The sequence below is a fragment of the Enterobacter sichuanensis genome, assembly GCF_009036245.1.
In the GTDB taxonomy this organism is placed as follows: Bacteria; Pseudomonadota; Gammaproteobacteria; order Enterobacterales; family Enterobacteriaceae; genus Enterobacter; species Enterobacter sichuanensis.
This window is the reverse complement of the sequence record NZ_CP027986.1, coordinates 2,501,331-2,522,104: the sequence shown is the minus strand read 5'-3', so window position 1 is coordinate 2,522,104 and position 20,774 is coordinate 2,501,331. Positions and strand designations below refer to the sequence as shown.

General features: G+C 51.1%; 15 protein-coding genes and 3 pseudogenes. All 18 read left to right on the top strand.

Going from position 1 to position 20,774, the window contains the following annotated elements:
• Window positions 1-22 precede the first annotated feature (22 nt).
• Complete coding sequence (locus tag C1N69_RS12125; protein WP_155031278.1) at window positions 23-2,539, top strand: type VI secretion system Vgr family protein; 2,517 nt, start codon at window positions 23-25, stop codon at window positions 2,537-2,539.
• A gap of 16 nt (window positions 2,540-2,555) precedes the next feature.
• Entirely contained in the window at window positions 2,556-4,808 is a 2,253-nt protein-coding gene (locus tag C1N69_RS12120; protein WP_155031277.1) for a hypothetical protein, read from the top strand.
• A 19-nt stretch (window positions 4,809-4,827) separates the two neighbouring features.
• The gene (locus C1N69_RS12115) at window positions 4,828-5,733 is read left to right on the top strand and encodes a formylglycine-generating enzyme family protein (protein WP_155031276.1); all 906 of its coding nucleotides are present in this window, start codon (window positions 4,828-4,830) and stop codon (window positions 5,731-5,733) included.
• Between the two features lie 155 nt (window positions 5,734-5,888).
• A pseudogene (locus tag C1N69_RS22945) lies at window positions 5,889-5,981 on the top strand (formylglycine-generating enzyme family protein); the annotation flags it as partial.
• 41 nt (window positions 5,982-6,022) lie between these two features.
• Window positions 6,023-6,337 (top strand): hypothetical protein, encoded by a 315-nt coding sequence (locus tag C1N69_RS22795; protein WP_167514964.1) that lies wholly within the window; start codon window positions 6,023-6,025, stop codon window positions 6,335-6,337.
• A gap of 496 nt (window positions 6,338-6,833) precedes the next feature.
• Window positions 6,834-7,863, top strand: a pseudogene (locus C1N69_RS22790) (hypothetical protein); the annotation flags it as partial.
• A 73-nt stretch (window positions 7,864-7,936) separates the two neighbouring features.
• Window positions 7,937-8,275 (top strand): hypothetical protein, encoded by a 339-nt coding sequence (locus C1N69_RS22940; protein WP_244956295.1) that lies wholly within the window; start codon window positions 7,937-7,939, stop codon window positions 8,273-8,275.
• 59 nt (window positions 8,276-8,334) lie between these two features.
• Window positions 8,335-9,164, top strand: a pseudogene (locus C1N69_RS12100) (formylglycine-generating enzyme family protein).
• A 157-nt stretch (window positions 9,165-9,321) separates the two neighbouring features.
• The gene (locus C1N69_RS12095; RefSeq protein WP_155031275.1) at window positions 9,322-9,657 is read left to right on the top strand and encodes a hypothetical protein; all 336 of its coding nucleotides are present in this window, start codon (window positions 9,322-9,324) and stop codon (window positions 9,655-9,657) included.
• A gap of 243 nt (window positions 9,658-9,900) precedes the next feature.
• Window positions 9,901-10,431: a hypothetical protein gene (locus C1N69_RS12090; protein ID WP_155031274.1), complete on the top strand. Its 531-nt coding sequence runs from the start codon at window positions 9,901-9,903 to the stop codon at window positions 10,429-10,431.
• A gap of 128 nt (window positions 10,432-10,559) precedes the next feature.
• Window positions 10,560-10,826 carry a PAAR domain-containing protein gene (locus C1N69_RS12085; RefSeq protein ID WP_095440520.1) on the top strand — a complete coding sequence of 89 codons (267 nt, stop codon included), beginning with the start codon at window positions 10,560-10,562 and terminating at the stop codon, window positions 10,824-10,826.
• Window positions 10,827-10,829: 3 nt separating this feature from the next.
• The gene (locus C1N69_RS12080; protein ID WP_155031273.1) at window positions 10,830-11,984 is read left to right on the top strand and encodes a hypothetical protein; all 1,155 of its coding nucleotides are present in this window, start codon (window positions 10,830-10,832) and stop codon (window positions 11,982-11,984) included.
• Window positions 11,971-15,381 carry an ImcF-related family protein gene (locus tag C1N69_RS12075; RefSeq protein WP_155031272.1) on the top strand — a complete coding sequence of 1,137 codons (3,411 nt, stop codon included), beginning with the start codon at window positions 11,971-11,973 and terminating at the stop codon, window positions 15,379-15,381. Before C1N69_RS12080 ends, C1N69_RS12075 begins: the two co-directional genes overlap by 14 nt.
• Complete coding sequence (gene tssA, locus C1N69_RS12070; RefSeq protein ID WP_047958779.1) at window positions 15,381-16,964, top strand: type VI secretion system protein TssA; 1,584 nt, start codon at window positions 15,381-15,383, stop codon at window positions 16,962-16,964. Before C1N69_RS12075 ends, tssA begins: the two co-directional genes overlap by 1 nt.
• 20 nt (window positions 16,965-16,984) lie before the next feature.
• Window positions 16,985-18,748: a type VI secretion system baseplate subunit TssF gene (gene tssF / locus C1N69_RS12065; protein WP_047958778.1), complete on the top strand. Its 1,764-nt coding sequence runs from the start codon at window positions 16,985-16,987 to the stop codon at window positions 18,746-18,748.
• Window positions 18,703-19,806: a type VI secretion system baseplate subunit TssG gene (gene tssG, locus C1N69_RS12060; protein ID WP_047958777.1), complete on the top strand. Its 1,104-nt coding sequence runs from the start codon at window positions 18,703-18,705 to the stop codon at window positions 19,804-19,806. Before tssF ends, tssG begins: the two co-directional genes overlap by 46 nt.
• Window positions 19,787-20,323, top strand: coding sequence for a type VI secretion system lipoprotein TssJ (gene tssJ / locus C1N69_RS12055; RefSeq protein WP_176472217.1), 537 nt, complete (start codon window positions 19,787-19,789; stop codon window positions 20,321-20,323). The genes tssG and tssJ overlap by 20 nt, the downstream gene beginning before the upstream one ends.
• Window positions 20,316-20,768, top strand: a complete 453-nt coding sequence (tssE, locus tag C1N69_RS12050; RefSeq protein WP_155031271.1) for a type VI secretion system baseplate subunit TssE — start codon at window positions 20,316-20,318, stop codon at window positions 20,766-20,768. Before tssJ ends, tssE begins: the two co-directional genes overlap by 8 nt.
• The last annotated feature ends 6 nt before the right edge of the window (window positions 20,769-20,774 follow it).

Genomic DNA, 20,774 nt, shown 5'->3' with positions numbered 1-20,774 from the left:
GGTGTTTCAGGAGCCAATCATCATGAGTCTGACAGATACGCTGAATAAAACATTATCCGCCGTTACGGATGCGGGGTTGAATCGCTATCGCCTGGATATTCCTTCATGTACCTCATCACTGGATGTGGAAGAGTTCAGCGGTAAAGAATTTTTGAGTGAGTTGTATTACTACAACGTTCGCTTCACCAGTAGCGATTTGAACATTGACGCCACGCAGTTGTTGAATAAACTGGCCACGCTAACCATGGGGACGGGGCCACTGATGGCGCTGACAGGACAGAAGGTTGTCCATGGCGTGGTCACGCATTTTAAGCGCATCAGTGGCTCACGTGACCAGGCTACCTATCAGATTATTATTGAACCGTTTCTGGCGCTGCTGGGTAACCAGTTCCGCACCCATCGCTTTTTCGTCAACAAATCGGTCCCGGAAGTGGTGGCAGAAGTCCTTCAGGAGCATGGTCTCAGGGGCTGGGAGTATGAGTTCACCCTCAGGGCCGACTATCCGAAACGCGAGCAGATTAACCAGTACCAGGAAAACGACCTTGAGTTTATTGAGCGCCTGCTGGCCGAGGTGGGGATTTTTTACTTCTTTACCCTGCAGCCCGACACCCTGACAGAAGTGGTGCATTTTGCGGACAAGCAGAGTGCCTGGACGTTCGGTAAAAAACTGCCGCTGAACAGCCCGTCAGGGGCGAATGACAACGGCGCTGATTCGGTGTGGGGGGTGAATGTCCGGCATAACGTGGTGGCGCGCTCGGTGACGGCCAGCGACTATAACCACCGTGAAGCGCAGAACATCCTGACCTCGGTGCCGGCGGACATGACCCGCGGTGACGGCGAGGGAAACACCTACGGCGATGTGTACCATTACCGTCCGCGTCACCTTGAGCGTGGCGACAAGATAAACCCGGCGGCGGAAACCGGCAATTTCTGGGCGCGTCTGGAGCATGAGCGTTTTCTGTCGAATCAGACCACCATAACCGGCAGCAGCACCGACCACACCCTCGGCCCGGCACAGGTGCTGACCATCACCGAAACAGCCATACCCCCGACGCTGCCCCGGGAAACGGAAAACGGCGTCGTGATTATCAGCGCAGGCTACACCGCCAGCCGCAGGAACGCGCTGAAGGTGGACTGGGTGGCCACGCCGTACTACGAGAACCGCTGCTGGCGGCCGGAAGCGAAAAAACGCCCGGTGGTGAGCGGCACCCTGATGGCCCGCGTCACCAGCGGCAAAGACAACGATATCTACGCCTGGCAGGATGCATCGGGCATGTACCGGGTGAAATTTGATGCCGACCGCGACGACAAGCGTCAGGGGATGGAGAGTATGCCGGTACGCTTCGCCAAACCCTACGGTGGCGATAAATACGGCTTCCACTTCCCGCTGATACAGGGCACTGAAGTTGCCATTGCATTCCACGAAGGCGACCCGGACCGACCGTATATTGCGCATGCTCTGCACGACTCCCGCCACGTTGACCACGTCACGGAAGCCAACAGCACGCGAAATGTTATTCGTACAGCCGGCCTGAACAAGCTGCGGATGGAGGACAAACGGGGTGAGGAGCATATCAAGCTCAGCACGGAGTACGGGGGTAAGACGCAGCTTAATTTAGGGCACAATGTTGACGCTTCCAGGAAACTTCGCGGCGAAGGCGCTGAACTTCGTACTGACCGACATGTTTGCATTCGGGGAGGGGCCGGGGTGTTTATCACAGCCGATAAACAACCACTGGCCGGGGAAAAGATGCTCTCTATGAAAGAGGCTATTGCCCAGCTTGAAAATGCTCTGACGATAGCAAAAAGTTTGTCATCTGCTGCTGAAGGGGCTGAAGCTCTACCAGCAGATACTGCAAGTCAGCAAACACTCAACGCAGCTCTCAAAGAACTGGCTAAACCAGGGATCATGTTGAATGCCCCGGATGGTGTGAGCATCACCAGTCCGCAGGCGGTGCGGGTAGCTTCCGGTACTGCCAGTGTAGGCATTATGTCCCAACAGAATACTGATATTAGCGCCCTGAAGCGCTTTACGGTGGCGGCGGGCGAAGCTGTGAGCATGCTGGCCCGAAAGGCCGGGATGAAGCTTTTTGCCGCTAAGGGCAGGGTGGAAATCCAGGCGCAGGATGATGCGATGGAGGTTATTGCGAAGAAAGACGTCACAGTGACCAGTTTAGAAGGCAAAGTGGTAATCACGGGTGCAACAGAACTGGTCGTTAACTGTGACGGTGCATTTATGAAACTCGCTGGTGGGAATATGGAACTCGGTGCACCGGGCAATATTTTACTGAAGTGTGCCAATGTCCAGAAAATGGGAAGCGCGGACTATGACGCCCCTAAACCTGAACTTCCGCAAGGGTATAGTGAGCGTTTTGTTGCACAGGATAAAGAGTCTGGGGACAAACTGGCAAACACGCGATACCGGATCACCACTGCCGATGGTGCTGTTTATGAAGGGCGCACTGACAGTGAAGGTAAAACGGCTGAAATATACGGTGCGGCAAAAAGCAAAATCAGTATTGAACTGCTCGGTGGCTAATTCAGGGACTTAGAAAATGATTAAAGGTACGCAGCAAAGTAGTCTGGATAACGTGAGTAAAAACACTGTTGTCAATGGAGAGCATGGCCCTCAGGTTTATTTTCACCCAGGTAGCGCAACATTACTCTGCGTAGACGCCAGAGATAACCACTTGTTCATACAGGAACAGCTGAAAATGACAGCGTTGCTGGAAGAGCAGAAAAAAGCGCAGATTGCTCTGGATGACCTCAATTATGAGATGCTGACTCAGGCAGGTAAAAAAACACAACGTGCTTATGACAGTAAACTTCAGAGTGCCTATCAACAACTCAATGAGGCTAATGAGAAATTAAAGGCTGAGCTGAAAGCGTTGACTGCAAATGTTCCCGAGGGTGAATTGCTTGATGAAAACTCTAAAGAGTCGGCTATCGGTCTTATGGAGTTGATTCCTCTTCAGAAGACCGCCGGATTTAAAAGTACCTATGTCCGCTCCGATAAAATTCGCAGCCACTGGCGGAAATACAAACTCAGTAAAGTGGATAAGAAAAGTAGTGAGGCCAGCTTCATTAAATATGAAAATAAAGAAGTCATAAGTATTAATGCGGACGGTAATGAAACCAAAAAAACAGTCAGGTCAGGGAAAATAGATACCACAGAGCTCTGGAAACAATTAAAAGAAGCCTCGGTCAGTCTTAAGTTTGAAGATGAGCTGTTAGAAGACAGTAACGTTGTTCTTACCGACTGGGCGAAAAAAATGAATAAAGGGCTTACCTGGCCCAAAGAAAACGATACGCCGGAAGATGAGTCTACTTATCATCAATATGTCGACATCAGCGCACAGGCTCAACTGATGCGCTACAGCCAGGGAGCCGGGCTGTCTGCAGAATTTAATCCTTTAGAAAAGAAAGCTTCCGCGAAGATGGAAGGGCACGCAAGTTTTGCCCTGGGAGAGGCGAAGGCGTCCGCTGAATTTTTTATTCCCGATCGACTTGGTATAGCGTTGCTGTTTCCTGCCAGAGCCTCTGCGGATGCTGTGAGGAATGTCTGTAATATGGGGGCTATTCGTTACACGATCAATGCGGTTTTGTCCGGCAATGCCGGAGCAAGCCTGGAGATTGAGCTGGGTGTGGAAGCTGATTTTAGTGGCGAAATGGGTAAGGGCTACGGAATTAAGGGAAGCCCGGCACGACTGACGCCTCCGCCACCTCCAGGTCAGAGGCAGATTAATCTGACCCTTCCACAGCCAGATGTCCAGGCAGGCGGAGAAATAGGTGTTTTTGCTGGCATCCAGGCGGGTGGCAACGTTAGTGGTGCTCTTGAATGGTTTGATCCGCATCCTGATGATGACAGTAATGTTAAACATGAAGAGAATAAGCCAATTGTCACCAAAGAGAAGAAGTTCACTGCGATTGCTACCTTATCCTTGGGTGTGACCGCACAGGCCGGGGCAGGGGGTTCTGCCGTTTTCTACGTAACTTATATTAACAGTCGCTTCAGAATTTATTGTAAGGCAGCACTTTGCTGGGGAGTGGGTGCCAAAGGGTCTTTGGGTTTTGAAGTTGACGGTAATTCATTTGCGGCATTTATGAAGAGTTTTATGTATATGCTCCGCAATGTGGACTATCAGAAGCTGGAGCAAATGATGGCTGTGGATGCGTTTCGCTCTTTATGCGCGATCCCTCTCATTATAGCCGCCCAAGGAATACAAGCTGCTGATGCTATGCTTAAAGATATGACGATGATATTACAACGCATTGAAGCAGATCTTGAGGATGAAAATAAGCGTGTGAAATTAATGAATAGTATTTTAAGCAATCCCGATCAGCTTAAATATACACCACCAGAAACGAAAGGTGCTGTTATCGCTATATTGATCGATATCAACTGGGCTGACTGGATAGACCCAAGAAATCAGAATAATGATTTCTTCTCTGGTAATAGTTGGCTCATCGGACCATTAAAAAAACGAAAACAAGCTGTATTTAAGGCGTTAAAATGGGTACAAAGTCAGTCTGATTACAATAATGTTATGCAGCATCTAACTACATCACCAGGAAAGAGAAAGGGTAATAACATACTTAACGAACAGGATGTTATTAAGTTTCTAGGGATAGGGGAGCGTGATTTATTTTTCTACACTAATTATGGCGAGAAACTTGCATTGCTTTATGGAAGATTGCCTGTTTTTGTTGATCCTGACGATCCTTTCGTACCCATTCCTGAACATGAAATGAAAGAATACTTGGCAATGGTTGATGAACAACATCCTGAAAATACCATGATGGTTTGATGATTTATTAAGGCCTGATATGAATAAAAAACTAATTACGATTGTTATAATTCCCTGCTTTCTGACCGGATGTGATCAAGGAAATGCTGAAGCCAACGATAAATCCAATGATAAATCCTCCAAGGAACTCGTTAATAGTTCCATTGCAAACATGATTCCTGTTCAGGGAGGAGAGTTCCTGATGGGGGACTTTGGACCCTTAGTGGGGGAGAAACTGCCTTTTAGTGTTCAACTGGATGATAAAAAATTACATAAAGTCGTTTTAAGTGATTTTTCGATATCGAAGTTTAAGGTTACAAATAGTAATTATAGAGAGTATTTGAAGATTACGGGGAAAGAAGAACCACCTATGGATATAATGGCAAAATGGCATCCATCTTTGCTAAAAGATGATTACCCGGTAGGTGTCATTTGGCAACAGGCTAAAGATTATTGCCAATGGTTAGGAAAAGTTTCAGGTAAAAAAATTGATTTACCGACAGAAGCTCAGTGGGAGTATGCAGCGAGGTCTAGGGGACAATATCTTCCATTCGCAACCAATGATGGTAAATTCACTCCAGGAAAAAATGTCCCTAGTCAGGATGAACTAGATGAATATACTGATGGTTTAGGCATTCCTATTTACCCAATTGGTAAATATTCTCCAAATCCCTTAGGCCTGTATGATATGGGTCTTAGTGGTTCTGAATGGACCAATGATTGGTATGCAGCAGATTATTACTCTAATTCTCCAGTTATTGATCCTCAAGGACCAATACAAGGAAACGAAAAAGTATTACGGGGAAATGTTGGTGGTGACAGACAGTACGCTTTGACAATGTTCAGACAGTCATCACTACCGGTACCTAAAATCGGGAAGGAAGATGATTATAAAAAATATGGTGTTGGTCCACAGTATGTGTTCCGATGTGTGGTTAACAAATAATTAATAATCTTATCTGTGGTTCCCATTTTCTAATGGCTAACAGCGTTTATGTGAATCAGTTTACGGAAAGGTGTAGGGCATCCTTTTAAAAGATTGTATATAAAAATATTCATTCTTTTGGCTTTCACTCTTATTGCTTGTGACAACTCCTCAAAAAATCAGAATTAGCCAGTAAATTAGTGGGGAAATCAGTCTCAAACACGGGTCCTGTCAAAGGCGGTGAATTTTTAATGGGGGATTTTGGACCTCAATATTGAACTGCTCGGTGGCTAATTCAGGGACTTAGAAGATGACTAAAGGTACACAGCAAAGTAGTCTGGATAACGTGAGTAAAAACACTGTTGTCAACGGAGAGCATGGCCCTCAGGTTTATTTTCACCCAGGTAGCGCAACATTACTCTGCGTAGACGCCAGAGATAACCACTTGTTCATACAGGAACAGCTGAAAATGACAGCGTTGCTGGAAGAGCAGAAAAAAGCGCAGATTGCTCTGGATGACCTCAATTATGAGATGCTGACTCAGGCAGGTAAAAAACACAACGTGCTTATGACAGTAAACTTCAGAGTGCCTATCAACAACTCAATGAGGCTAATGAGAAATTAAAGGCTGAGCTGAAAGCGTTGACTGCAAATGTTCCGAGGGTGAATTGCTTGATGAAAACTCTAAAGAGTCGGCTATCGGTCTTATGGAGTTGATTCCTCTTCAGAAGACCGCCGGATTTAAAAGTACCTATGTCCGCTCCGATAAAATTCGCAGCCACTGGCGGAAATACAAACTCAGTAAAGTGGATAAGAAAAGTAGTGAGGCCAGCTTCATTAAATATGAAAATAAAGAAGTCATAAGTATTGATGCGGACGGTAATGAAACCAAAAAAACAGTCAGGTCAGGGAAAATAGATACCACAGAGCTCTGGAAACAATTAAAAGAAGCCTCGGTCAGTCTTAAGTTTGAAGATGAGCTGTTAGAAAACAGTAACGTTGTTCTGACTGACTGGGCGAAAAAAATGAATAAAGGGCTTACCTGGCCCAAAGAAAACGATACGCCGGAAGATGAGTCTACTTATCATCAATATGTCGACATCAGCGCACAGGCTCAACTGATGCGCTACAGCCAGGGAGTCGGGCTGTCTGCAGAATTTAATCCTTTAGAAAAGAAAGCTTCCGCAAAGATGGAAAGCCACGCAAGTTTTGCCCTGGGAGAGGCGAAGGCGTCCGCTGAATTTTTTATTCCCGATCGACTTGGTATAGCGTTGCTGTTTCCTGCCAGAGCCTCTGCGGGTGCAGTTGGTAATGTCTGTAATATGGGGGCTATTCGTTACACGATCAATGCGGTTTTGTCCGGCAATGCCGGAGCAAGCCTGGGGATTGAGCTGGGTGTGGAAGCTGATTTTAGTGGCGAAATGGGTAAGGGCTACGGAATTAAGGGAAGCCCGGCACGACTGACGCCTCCGCCACCTCCAGGTCAGAGGCAGATTAATCTGACCCTTCCCCAGCCAGATGTTCAGGCTGGGGGAGAAATAGGCGCTTTGCGGGCGTTCAGGCAGGCGGCAATGTCAGCGGGGCTATTGAATGGTTTGATCCGCATCCTGTGACGACAAGCAAATTGCTCACGATAGTAATAAGCAAATTGTTGCCAAAGAGAAAAAATTCACAGCAATTGCCAAACTGTCTCTTGGAGTAACTGCTCAGGCCGGGGCTGGTGGATCTGCCGTTTTCTACGTGACATATATTAACAGCCGCTTCAGAATTTATTGTAAGGCAGCACTTTGCTGGGGTGTTGGTGCCAAAGGGTCTTTAGGCTTTGAAGTTGACGGTAATTCATTTGCGGCATTTATGAAAAGTTTTATGTATATGCTCAGAAATGTTGACTACCAGAAGCTTGAGGACATGATGCAACCAGGCTCATTTCAGTCACTGTGCGCTATACCAATAATATTAGCTGCGGAGAAGATTCAAATTGGTGCTGAAATGTTTAATCATCTGAATAGTGACATTCGTGGGATTTTAAGACAATTCACCCAGGCTCTTGATAACGAAGATAAACGCGTGGCTCTAATGAAAAGCATTATTGCTAATCCAGACCAGTTGAAATATACACCACCAGAAACAAAAGGCTCTATAATATCGCAGTGAATGGATGTCAATGCATTGGATATGATAGACCACAGAAATCAAAAAAAAAGATACAAGAAAATGGGGGGTGATGCAGTTAAGGAAAACAGCAATAATGTATTGCTTCAAATGGGTGCAGAGTAAAGCGGATTATAATAATGTGATGCAACATATGACAGCTATACCGGCAGAAGGAAAGGGTAGTGCAGAAGTTAATAAAAAGGCATTGTTTCACTTCTTAGGGACGACTGAGTTTGAATTTATGGGGAATTTTTCCACCCAATATGAACGAAACTTACATACACTTTATGAAAGACTTCCTGACACAGTTGATCCTGATGAGCCCTTTAAACCAATTCCTCACGACGAAATGAAACAATATATCGCCTTGATAAATGACAATCACAACTCCAATACACAAATGGCATAAGGCAGGCTGTAATGAAAAACAGAAATGCAAAAAAAATATTGTTCTTACTTATTTTTACAATGGTTGCCTGTGATAGCTCATCAAGGAATGTAGAATTAGCTAATAAACTTGTTGATAAATCAATTGCAAGCATGGTGAGTGTTAAAGGTGGTGATTTTCTAATGGGAGACTTTGGTCCGCTGATCGGGGAAAAATTACCTTTTAGTATTCAACAAGATGATAAAGTACTTCATAAGGTTGTTCTTAGCAGTTTTATGATCTCGAAATATAAGGTCACAAATGCTGACTATAAAACATATCTGGATGTGACAGGTAACCCTCCCCCCCTGTTGATATTCTTGCTAAAGGCTCTCCGTTGCTTCTAAGTGACAATTATTCTGCAAGTGTTACTTGGCAGCGAGCAAAGGATTATTGCCTATGGCTAGGGGAGCTGTCAGGAAAAAAATTCGATTTACCGACAGAAGCTCATTGGGAGTATGCCGCGCGCTCAGAAGGGAAGTACTTACCCTTTGCAACTGATAATGGAAAAATAGAACGGGGTAGGAATCATCCAACATATGATGAATTGCAGCAATATACAGGCGGGTTATATCTTCCTATATACCCAATTGGTAAATACCCACCCAATCCGTTAGGCCTTTATGATATGGGTTTAAGTGGAAAAGAATGGACGAATGACTGGTATGCATCAGATTATTATTCGCATTCTCCGGTTAAAGATCCACAGGGACCAACTAAAGGTGAGAGGAAAGTTCAGCGCGGAGCTGTAGGTGGGGATGACCAATATGCGTTAACGATTTTCAGACAATCTTCACCACCTAATCCGAAACCAGAAGATGATGTATATAATTATGATGTTGGTGTGTTTCGCTGCGTAGTTAACAATTAGCTTAAAATTAGTAAGGATTTATCTATGCGCTTAACTATTTCTAAAATTATTCTTGTTTTTTGTTCGTTGCTATCTTCATTAAGTGCTCTTGCGAGTAGTCAGCATTATCTAGTTGAAGACATTAAGAACCTCAATCTGTACTTGTGGAACGGTTCAGATGTTAAAAGAACGAATGCTAATTGGATACAATTTGTCAGGCGGCATGGACTTCAATGCTACTACCGGGATTATCTGTGGCGGGGTGGGTGGGGCAAGTAGTTATTTATGGGTTGCAAATGTTAAGTCTGGTGTTAAGAAGATGCTATTTCCATCGAGAGATGTGTACTCCAGTGTTGCTCCCATAAACAATGTTATTGTTTCTTCAAATGATGGTCATTGTGTCTTTACCGACGGGGTAAATATTTACTCTTATAGCATGAATAATTCTGTGTCCAAGGTTAATTTTTCCGGTGCAAAACTCGATGCATCAGAAAAACCTCGGCGAGTTTTTTAACGATAAAAACAATATAACCATTGCCCTTTTTGATAAGCATTTCTCTCTTTTATCAAAGGTCGTGAATAAAAATGAGTTAAAAGGTGTTCACTTCCCCAAAGCATTAAATATTCACTTAAATCACTTGGCGATTTTGCTTCCCTTTCTGATAAGGGAGATGCTTTATATACCAGTGCATCTATCGAAGATAGTGATGGGTATGGGGTCTCTGCGATATTATCATTTAATGCACGAAGTGGAATTGTGAATAAAATTTTGTTGCCGTATATAAGTGGTGTTAAATATAAAGTAAAACAATTTTATGTTTTTGAAGATGAACGTGAAATAGCAATGTTACTTGAGGGACGATCAAAGCCTGCTTGGTATGTTTTTACTACGAATGCTGTATCGGAGAATAATATTGACAATGGCAGTGAGAACAACAAACTACTTTTTAACAAATACGATGCAGGGTTGGAAGTTGTACAATATCCTGCCGGAGATGACTACTTTTATTCAGTGACTACTGATAAGGGGGATTTAATAAAAATAAATCTCTCTGGTGATTTTAATATCACCTCCTTCGATGTTAAAGGTGAAATGAATCGTGCTGTTACCGTATCGCATGGCGATGCTTCATATCCGTTTGTAGAACCGAAACTATCCAGCCCGAAGAAAGGCAGTGCCTTAAAAGTGTTGGGTGATTTTATGATTTGTAAGGATTTGAATAACTCTCCTGACGAAAAGAACTGTGGCTCGGCAAGAAGTGGCGTTGATGCCGTTTACAGGAAATAAGAACTATTGAATCTCAGCAATTTGTGAAAATATCGCCAGAGAAAGATCCGAATCTGGTTTTCTGGACGATTATTGAAAACGTACAGCCAGTCAATAGATTATTTTTTTATAGCAAAAGGAAAATTGTTATGTCCAAAGGCTTCGTATTACTCGGTGATAAAACTACCCATGGTGGTCAGGTTATATCTGCTTCATCCACCATGATAGTTAATGGTAAAAAGGTTGCACTGATTGGGGATAAAGTTAGCTGCCCAATAATTGGTCATGGCATCAACTCAATTATTGAAGGTTCGCCTGAATGGTCCTCAGACGGTAAAGCGATTGCTGTGGATGGTTGCCGCTGTGAATGTGGTTGTCAGCTGATATCCAGCGCACCGGATTGTGTAATAGGATAATTAATGAGCTGGGAGCGTGAGAAATCAACGGTATCCGGGAAGCCTGAAGAACCTTCTTTTGTTCTGTGGCTTATATTGGGGCTTACTGCGGTTGTAGGGAGTGTGATGCTGTTCGTCCTGCATGCTAACAAGCTTTCGGGACCTTTACAGGAATTCAATCTTTGGGCCGTAACCGCAAGTCCAATAGTTATCTGGTTTTTCTTCCTTTGCCTGCGGGGTTGGCTCTATAACAGTGCGTATGAAAAGTACGAATTCGAGGCTAATGAAGCTAATTATGCCCAGCAACAATGGACTGAATGGGCCGGGCGCAACATTGCTGTGCTGCATAGCAGTGTCATTTTTCCGGATGCTTTGACGCCATATCGTTTTTTGCAGGCATCTGCTGAGCAGATGCAGCACACAACATTGACGCGGCATTTACATTACCCAACTGCCGAAAGCTGCTTCTCGCAACTACTTGAATGTGCTGGTGATGCCCTGGCTAAGGTTCCATCGGATTTACCCCTTAGCGTCACGTTGTTGACAGATTCGCAGACTGATGTCCTGACACTTCAGAACGAATTTGCAAAGGTCTGGCAGGGCTCAGTTCCTTTGCGCCCTGTCCCTGTTTTGAATATACAGACCGGAAAGACCTTTATCTGGCTGGAAGAACGGATCAAATCGCTAACGCTGGATGTAGATCTTATTCTGGTACATCAGATTCAGGGGGAAAGACAATATAGCGATGTTCTGGTCGCGCTGCTGCTGACATCAGACGATGTTGCCACTAAATATCATCTTACACATGATGCCTGCCTGCTACGGCCAATGTCATTAAATATAGGTGATATTGAGAAATCACTGGAAACGTTTTTGTCAACACAAACTCAGGCCTGCACCACAGAAAATATCATCGGCGATCAGGCCGCCTGGGGAGATTTATTTCCGGACCTGCTTGAAGCGGCAATTAAACACGCAGGACGCTGGAAACCTGAACAAACCCACTGGCTGGAAAAATATGCCGGGCTTAGCGGCCCCTTTTCTCCATGGATCATGGCTGCAATAGTTAGCGATATTGTGAATATCCAGAAAGCAGATTGTCTGATGCTTTCTACAGATGGCGATCAGAAATTTATTAATACAGTGCAAACAGGGAACCGAAATAATGACAACAGGTAATTCTTCATGGCGGGGAGGCTGGGGCAGATTGGGGTTCTCTTCCCTCATTGCAGGGGGAATTGCCTGGTTAATCTGGAACTTTGGCGATCAGGTTGGGCTGCTCACTACGCTTCTGAAGAGTCTGGCATTTGCCGGTGCTTTGTTTTTGTTAATGATGCTTCGTCATGGTAAAACAATTGGCCTTGCCATCAAGCAGGGCTGGCATCGCTTTCAGGCACAGCGTAAAAATGTGCTGCCTGCTGATGAAGGTCGCCTCAAACAGACCGCACCACGCAACGTCACCGTCGACACCATCCGTACAGCCATGCGTAACCTCTATGGTCGTCGCTGGGGACGCAAAACGCGCATTCTGCTGATAACCGGCACCACCACAGACGTTGAAAAACTCACCCCCAGCCTCACCACCCAGCTCTGGCAGGAAGATCGCGGGACATTGCTGCTGTGGGGCGGTGACCTCAATACCCCAGTCGACAGCGCCTGGCTGACCGCGCTGCGCAAACTGCGACGCCGTCCGGTGGATGGTCTGGTATGGGTCACCTCAGCCTTTGACCAGCTTTCAGCGCCGGGACTGGAGCAACCACTACCGGTTCCCTCGGAAAGCACCATGGATTCCCTGTCTCATGCCATCAACAGTCGCATGGATGCGCTGGGCTGGAAACTCCCTCTGTACGTCTGGTCCCTGCATCCGCGCGCCGGTAAACCGGAAGGACGCATCGTGCAGGCGACAGGCTGCCTGCTGCCCGTCGGGCGCCGTACAGAGGGGTTAACAGAACAGCTTGCTGCCCTGACGCCGGAGTTGATTTCGCAAGGCCTGCAGCAGACCTGTAATGATGTGAAACACAACTTCCTGCTGGCGCTTGCCGACCAGCTTATCCGCGAGCCGGAGAGTGTGACTGCGCCGCTGTCGGTGATGCTCAGTCCGTACCGTCCGCTGCCGCTGGCCGGTGTGGTGTTCAGCCAGCCTTCTGCCGGTGCAGAGCGTGACGTGCAACATCACTGGGGCATGGACAGGCGCTGGGATGTGCTGCCTGAATCGGTCCGGATGCTCCCTGCCGCGTTGCGTCCCGTTAAGCCTGGCATTCCGTGGCGCACGGTGATGGCGTCTGTTGCTGCGCTGACGATGGCGGGCTGGGCGGTGTGGATGGGTATCGCGTATGTGGCCAACCGCAGCCAGATTAAGGCCGCGAATGCCCAGGCTGCGCTGGCTTTCCGACAAAATCAGCCGCCGGAGCAGCGCCTGCACGCGCTGTCTGAACTTCAGAAAACACTGGCCCGCCTGCAGTACCGTTCAGAGCACGGCGTGCCGTGGTATGAGCAGGCCGGGCTGAGCCAGAACAATGCACTGCTGGCGGCACTCTGGCCACGTTACCAGGACAGTGCCTTTCCGCTGCTGCGTGATGCCGCCGCGGTTCACCTGCAGACCCGGCTTAATGCCTTTAATGCGCTGCCGCCGGATAGCCCGCTGCGCGAGCAGAGGGCAAAAATGGCCTATGACCAGCTGAAACTTTATCTGATGCTGGCGCGTCCTGAGCATATGGATGTGGCCTGGTTCAGCAAAGCACTGCTTCAGTCCTGGCCGAAACGTGACGGCGTGAAAGACGGTATCTGGCAGGGCATGGCTCCGTCGCTGCTGTCGTTCTTTGGCTCGCAGCTGGTCACGCATCCGGAGTGGAAGCTCCGTGCCGATGAGAACATGGTCAGTCAGGCGCGGTCGCTGTTGGTTCGCCTGATGGGCGTGCGTAACAGTGAATCGACGCTGTACCAGAAAATGCTCTCTCAGGTGGCGCATCTCTATGTGGATATGCGTCTCGAAGACATGACCGGCGATACCGATGCTGCCCGCCTGTTTAGCACCACGGAAATTGTACCCGGGATGTTTACCCGCCAAGCCTGGGAGCAGGCGGTGCAACCTGCTATTGAAAAAGTGGTGAAGGCGCGTCGAGACGAGCTCGACTGGGTGCTGACTGACAGTAAACGTCCGGTCAGTCAGCAGGATGAAATCTCTCCGGAAGCACTTAAAAATCGCCTGACGGCGCGTTATTTTGCCGATTTTGGTGGTGCATGGCTGGAATTTCTCAACAGCTTGCGCTGGAACCCGGCAGCCACACTGTCGGACTCCATTGACCAGCTGACCCTGATGGCCGACGTGCGTCAGTCGCCTCTGGTGGCGCTGATGAACACCCTGAACGTGCAGGGACGTACCGGACAGACCGGCGAGGCGATTTCCGATTCACTGGTGAAATCAGCCAAAAACCTGCTGGGTGGTGACGATAAGGACGCGATTGACCAGAGCGCCGGCGTCCATGGTCCGCTGGATGCGACCTTTGGCCCGGTACTGGCGCTGATGGATAAAAGCCGCACCGGCGAACAGGTGCAGAGTCTGCAGTCATACCTGACCCGGGTGACCCAGGTGCGTCTGCGCCTGCAGCAGGTCACCAATGCTGCTGACCCGCAGGCAATGACCCAGACCATTGCTCAGACGGTTTTCCAGGGCAAAGCTGTCGACCTGACCGAAACCCGCGACTACGGCAGCCTGATTGCCGCCGGTCTGGGGCAGGAGTGGAGCGGTTTTGGCCGCTCGGTATTTGTGACTCCGATGGAGCAGGCCTGGCAGCAGGTGCTGACCCCGGCGGCGGAGAGTCTTAATGCCCAGTGGCAACAGGCGGTGGTGGCTGAGTGGAACAGTGCCTTTGGCGGTCGTTATCCGTTCAACAACGCCACCAGTGATGTTTCTCTGCCGTTGCTGGCGAAATACCTCAATGCGGATTCCGGGCGGATTGCCCAGTTCCTGCAGACGCGCCTCAGGGGTGTGCTGCATAAAGAGGGTAACCACTGGATGCCGGACAGTATCAACTCCCAGGGGCTGGTGTTTAACCCGGCATTCATTAATGCCGTCAACACCCTGAGCCATATCTCGGATGTGGCCTTCACCGAAGGCAACGCCGGGATGAACTTCGAGCTGCGTCCTGGCACTGCCGATGGTGTGATGCAGACAGACCTGATTATCGATAGCCAGAAACTCACCTACGTGAACCAGATGCCGACGTGGAAGCGTTTTTGCTGGCCTGCGGATACGGAGGCGCCCGGCGCGGTCTTAAGCTGGATAAGCACCCATGCCGGGACCCGCCAGTATGCTGATATCCCCGGCGGCTGGGGCTGGATACGCCTGCTCGATAAGGCTGTGGTCAGCGCTTACCAGGGGGCCGACAGCAGCTACAGCCTGAGCTGGAAAGCCCCGGATGGTCGCGCGCTCAATTACACCCTGCGTACCGAAGCGGGAGAGGGACCGCTGGTACTGCTGAAGCTGCGCAACTTCCGCCTGCCGGAGACCATCTTCAGCACAACCGGCATGGCCGTGTCAGACCCTGTTACCGCTGATGAGGGGGAGAATTACTGATGAACATGCTGAACGCCTTACTCAGCGTCTGCCAGGCCGAACAGGTCCCACTGCTTGCCGCCACCCGGGAACGCGTGGCGCATTGGGAGCGCTGGCTGCAGCCGCTGTCCGGTTCATCGCCCGCTGGTGAAGACCCGGGCTATGATGATGACTTCCAGCAAATTCGCGAGGAAATCAATAAGCTCTCTGGCGCAGACACTGCGCTTATCTGCCAGCATGCAGAAAAGATTTTAACCACCGTTGCGAAAGATATCCGTGTGGTAACCTGGTACTGCTGGGCGAAACTTCACCGGGAAGGTGAAAAGGGGCTGGCTGAAGGACTCGAACTGCTGGCCGGGCTGATAGACCGCTTCGGTGCGCAGTTGCATCCCCGGCGGGAACGCAGCCGCACGGCAGCGCTGGAGTGGCTGGCCGGTTCGCGTATGACCGACTCCCTTTCCCTGTACCCGGAAGTGGTCCGGGAAGAGGCCGTGCGTACCACCGGGGCGCTGCTGCTGATAGCGCAGCTTACCGAAAACGAGCCGCCTGAACTTAATGCACTGTATGGTGCGCTGGAAAGTCGTCTGCAGAAGGCAGGCGGGGTGGATGCGGTGGTCCCGCAGAATGCGGGTATCAGTGACATACCTTCCATGGCGAGCCATAGCGATGCCCCGGCTATCGGGCGGATCACCTCCGGCCAGGATTTGCTGGCGCAGGCCCGGACGCTCAGTGAATACCTGCGCGAACAGACTGACGGCTGGCTGTCAGCGCACCATCTGATGAAAAGCCTACGGCATGACACCCTGTGGGCCATTCCGGCCCCGGATGCACAGGGCCGTACGCGCATCGAACCGCCACGGGCGGACCAGCGCGCGCTGCTCAAACGCCTCTACCTGCAGCAGAACTGGGCTGAGATGCTGGAAACGGCCGACAGCGCCTTTTCCCGTGGTGCTAATCACCTGTGGCTGGATTTGCAGTGGTATATCCATCAGGCGCTGACGAAAACCGGGCAGGAGACACTGGCCGACATCATCGCCGCTGACCTCAAAGGGCTGCTGACCCGCCTTTCCGGGCTCGAAACGCTGGCCTTCAGCGACGGCACGCCGTTTGCGGATGAGGTGACGCTGAACTGGATCCGGCAGAGCGTGCTGGACACGGCGGACGGGTGGGGTAATGACATGCCCTCCGCGCACGTGTCCAGTGGAAACGATGACATTCTGACGCTGGAGCCGGAAGCCGTGGCGCTGGCGGACAGCGAGGGCCCGGATGCGGCGCTGGGATGGCTACAGACCCGCCCGGGCATAACCACCGAACGCCAGAAGTGGCTGCTGCGCCTGCTGATGGGGCGTATTGCTGAGCAGTACGGCAAAAATGACCTGGCTGTACACCTGTTTGCAGAGCTGGGGGAGCGAGCCGGTGAGATCACCCTTAGTGTCTGGGAGCCTGAGCTGCTGTTTGAAGTACAGGCCCGGCATCTGAAACTTCTGCGACTGAAAGCGGGTCGCAGTGAAGCTGACAGGGCCCGTCTTACACCGGTGATGGATAAGTTACTGGCCGGGCTTATTGCCGTTGACCCTGCCCGCGCCGCCGTTCTTTGCGGTTAGATCCACAGGAAAAAGAATAAATGGAAGATTTGACCCTGCGCTATTTCGACGCAGAAATGCGCTACCTGCGTGAAGCCGCGAAAGAGTTCGCACAGACTCACCCGGACCGAGCCGCGATGCTGGACCTGGATAAGGCCGGGCCCCCCGACCCGTATGTTGAACGCCTGTTCGAAGGGTTTGCCTTCTCGGTGGGGCGGCTGCGTGAAAAGATAGACGACGACCTGCCGGAACTTACTGAGGGGCTGGTCAGCATGCTCTGGCCACACTACCTGCGCACCATTCCGTCGCTTTCGGTGGTGGCACTGACCCCGGCGCTGCATGCCATGAAAATGGCGGAAGTGGTGCCCGCAGGCCTTGAGGTGTACTCCCGACCGGTGGGGCCGAAGAATACCGTCTGCCGTTATCGCACCACCCAGGAAGTGATGCTCAATCCCCTGAGTATATCGGGTGTTACCATGACGACGGAGCCTGACGGTCGCTCCCTGTTGCGGATGCGCTTTGCCTGCAGCCGTCAGGCGGACTGGTCCGGTGCAGACCTCAGCCGCCTGAGCTTGTATCTCGGGGCGGGTGCCCCGGTCAGCAGCCAGCTGCACCTGATGCTGACCAAACGGCTGGCGGCACTGTACCTGCGCCTGCCCGGGCAGCCTGACCGTATTCGTCTTGACGGATATTTCTCACCGGGTGGCTTTGCGGAGGAAGACGGACTCTGGCCGAAAGGGGATACCGCCTTCAGCGGCTACCAGTTGCTGCTGGAATACTTCACCTTCCGGGACAAGTTTATGTTTGTCCACCTCAATGGCCTTGACGGTATCACGCCGCCTGCTGGGGCCGAGTATTTCGACATTGAAGTCGTATTCAGTACGCCATGGCCGTCTGACCTGCCGGTTACTGATGAGGCCGTTCGCCTGCACTGCGTACCTGTCATTAATCTGTTCACCCTGGAAGCGGACCCGCTCACCATCACCGGGCTTGAAAGCGAGTACCTGCTGCGCCCGAAACGTCTGCAGGACGGACATACCGAGATTTATTCTGTCGATTCAGTCACCGGCTCAAACCGGACCCATGACGCGGAGTACGTCCCGTTCAGTAGTTTCCGCCACAAGGGCGGGATGATGCGTCGCCACGCGCCGCCACGCTACTACCACACACGCGTGAAGCGCAGCGTGACAGGGCTGTATGACACCTGGCTTATCCTCGGCGGACACCAGTGGGAAGAAGACCGCCTGTTTGAGCGCGAAGCCGTGTCGCTGCAAATCACCGGTACCAACGGTCAGTTACCGCGCCGGGCTCTGCAGAGCACACTGCTTGACCGCTGTGAACAGGTGGTCAGTACACCGCTTTCGGTACGCAACCTCTGCAGGCCGACGCTGCCCGTCTACCCGCCTGCGGAAGACCGTTTTCACTGGCGGGTGCTGAGTCACCTGGGTTCCGGGTTCCTGAACATGATGAGTACTGCTGAAGTGCTGCGCGGGACGCTTGCGCTGTACAACTGGCAGGAGGATGAACTGAACACCCGCCGTCTGGAGGCGATACAGCAGGTGACGCATCACCGCCTGCAGCGGTTCGAGCAGGGTTACCTGCTGCGCGGGCTGGATATCGAAGTCACGCTCGACAGCAACGGTTTTACGGGGGAAGGGGACATTCACCTGTTTGGCGAAATGCTCAACCGTTTCTTCGCGCTCTATGCAGACATGAACCAGTTCAACCAGCTCACCCTCATCGTTCAGCCAGAAGGAAAATGTATCCGGTGGAAAGAGAACCACAGTCCGCGGCTGCCCGGCTGACAGCGCAGCTACGGCAGTACCTGCCGTACATGAACTTTTATCGCTTTTGCCAGCTACTGGAGCAGAGCCAGCCGGGTCAACCGGTTACCGGCAGCACCTGGCAGGTTAAGCGTGAGCCGGTGCGCTTCCAGCCCCATCCCGGGATGGGGTTCCCGGCTTCTGAAATCAAAGGGGTGGAATTACCCGAGCATCCCCATCTGCCGCCGACGGTGCGCATCACCTTCATGGGGCTCTACGGCGTGGAATCGCCACTGCCGACGCACTATACCGACGATATCACCCGGCGACGGGAAGGGTATGAGGCCACTGCCGGTTTCCTCGATATCTTCAACCACCGGCTGATTGCCCAGTACTACCGTATCTGGCGTAAGTACTCGTATCCGGCAACCTTTGAAGAAGGCGGCAGGGACAAAACCTCGCAGTACCTGCTGGGGCTGGCTGGGCTCGGGATTGATGGCTGTACGGACAGCATCGCCGCGCCGGCTTCACGCTTTCTGGCGCTGCTGCCGGTGATGCTGCTACCGGGACGCACGGCGGAAGGCATGGCCTCTCTGGTGCGTCTGCTGGCGCCCAACTCTCAGGTAAAAATCTGGCACCATGACAAACGCCGTGTACCGCTGAAGAATCCGCTGGCGATGCATGTTCGCCAGCCGGTTACCCTGGCAAACCACCCGGTGATGGGCAGCTATGCCACCGACGTGAATAGCCAGGTGCTGATGCGCCTGACCACCACGGACCCGGCGGAAGTGACGGGCTGGTTACCCGGCGGCGAGCTTCACACGGATTTGCTGGCGCTGCTGCACGTTTATCTTGGTTCACGCCTCGATGTCCGCCTGCAGTTGTGTGTCGACCGCAACCTGTTGCCTGACGCGACGATAAACACTCAACCCGGAACAGGCGCGGTACAGCTGGGCCGCACCGCCGTGATGCGACCGCTGAATGCAGCAAACACCGCCACACACACCAAAATAATAACCATCAATCTTGGCCGCTATGAGCGGATACAAGAACATATTCACCGCAGGGAGACCGATGAAGATGGCGATTACCGCTGGTAAATTTCCCCTGGCCGCGCTGGCCGCGGGGATTTCACTGTTACTGGCAGGCTGTGGCCTGACCCAGAAAGTCACGGACGGTACTGTCGCTGTGACCAAATCCATATTTTATAAACAGGTGAAAACCCTGCATCTCGACATTCGCGCCCGTGAGGCAGTGAACCACAACGCCGGTGGGGTGGCGCTGTCGACGGTGGTGCGTATTTATCAACTTAAGGAACGTAAGACGTTTGATAGTACGGATTACCCGTCACTCTTTAATGCCGACAGTCAGGCTATCAGAGCAGACCTGGTGGCGGAGAAAGATATCCGTCTGCAGCCGGGCGGGGCGGTAATGGTCGATATGCCGATGGACGAAAAGGCACAGTATGTGGCGGTAGCCGGAATGTTTATGTCGCCGGACCAGGAGAACAACACCTGGCGTGTAGTACTGAGCCGCGATGAGCTTGATCCGGACAAGGCTCGGGTGATTGAAGCGGGTGACAACCGGCTGACGCTGAAGGCACTGAAAGATGAGTGAGCCCTCCCGTCCATCGCTGTATGAAACGCTTTACGGCAACTTTACCGGCGGCCTCGATCTGCATCAGGTCAGCGAAGAGAATCAGGTCATCCTTTCGGTACTCGACAACATGCAGCGCATTCTGAACTGCCGCGCCGGCACGCTGGCGCACCTGCCGGACTACGGTCTGCCGGATATGACCAAAATTCTGCAGGGCATGTCGGGTACCGCGCATGAACTGATGGGAACGTTATCGGCTGTATTGCTTAAGTACGAACCGCGGCTTAAGAAAATTGATGTGGTTCTGCTTGAGCAGACTATTCCGGGTGAGCTGCGTTATGCGATTGATGCTGAACTCAGGGGGATTGGTCTGGTGCGTTATGGCACGGCGTTTATGCCCGACGGCCGTGTGCTGATCCGTCACCTCAAACAGCAGCAGTATCTTGATGCCCGGACCCGCCTCTAATCTTCT

Bases quoted from the DNA above. Each gene is read 5' to 3' on its own strand.
- C1N69_RS12120 (WP_155031277.1), top strand. From the start codon at position 2,556: ATGATTAAAGGTACGCAGCAAAGTAGTCTGGATAACGTGAGTAAAAAC.
- C1N69_RS12115 (WP_155031276.1), top strand. From the start codon at position 4,828: ATGAATAAAAAACTAATTACGATTGTTATAATTCCCTGCTTTCTGACC.
- C1N69_RS12095 (WP_155031275.1), top strand. From the start codon at position 9,322: ATGTTAAAAGAACGAATGCTAATTGGATACAATTTGTCAGGCGGCATG.
- tssF (WP_047958778.1), top strand. From the start codon at position 16,985: ATGGAAGATTTGACCCTGCGCTATTTCGACGCAGAAATGCGCTACCTG.
- tssJ (WP_176472217.1), top strand. From the start codon at position 19,787: ATGGCGATTACCGCTGGTAAATTTCCCCTGGCCGCGCTGGCCGCGGGG.
- C1N69_RS12085 (WP_095440520.1), top strand. From the start codon at position 10,560: ATGTCCAAAGGCTTCGTATTACTCGGTGATAAAACTACCCATGGTGGT.
- C1N69_RS12125 (WP_155031278.1), top strand. From the start codon at position 23: ATGAGTCTGACAGATACGCTGAATAAAACATTATCCGCCGTTACGGAT.
- tssG (WP_047958777.1), top strand. From the start codon at position 18,703: ATGTATCCGGTGGAAAGAGAACCACAGTCCGCGGCTGCCCGGCTGACA.
- C1N69_RS22795 (WP_167514964.1), top strand. From the start codon at position 6,023: ATGACTAAAGGTACACAGCAAAGTAGTCTGGATAACGTGAGTAAAAAC.
- C1N69_RS22940 (WP_244956295.1), top strand. From the start codon at position 7,937: ATGCAGTTAAGGAAAACAGCAATAATGTATTGCTTCAAATGGGTGCAG.
- tssA (WP_047958779.1), top strand. From the start codon at position 15,381: ATGAACATGCTGAACGCCTTACTCAGCGTCTGCCAGGCCGAACAGGTC.
- C1N69_RS12075 (WP_155031272.1), top strand. From the start codon at position 11,971: ATGACAACAGGTAATTCTTCATGGCGGGGAGGCTGGGGCAGATTGGGG.
- tssE (WP_155031271.1), top strand. From the start codon at position 20,316: ATGAGTGAGCCCTCCCGTCCATCGCTGTATGAAACGCTTTACGGCAAC.
- C1N69_RS12080 (WP_155031273.1), top strand. From the start codon at position 10,830: ATGAGCTGGGAGCGTGAGAAATCAACGGTATCCGGGAAGCCTGAAGAA.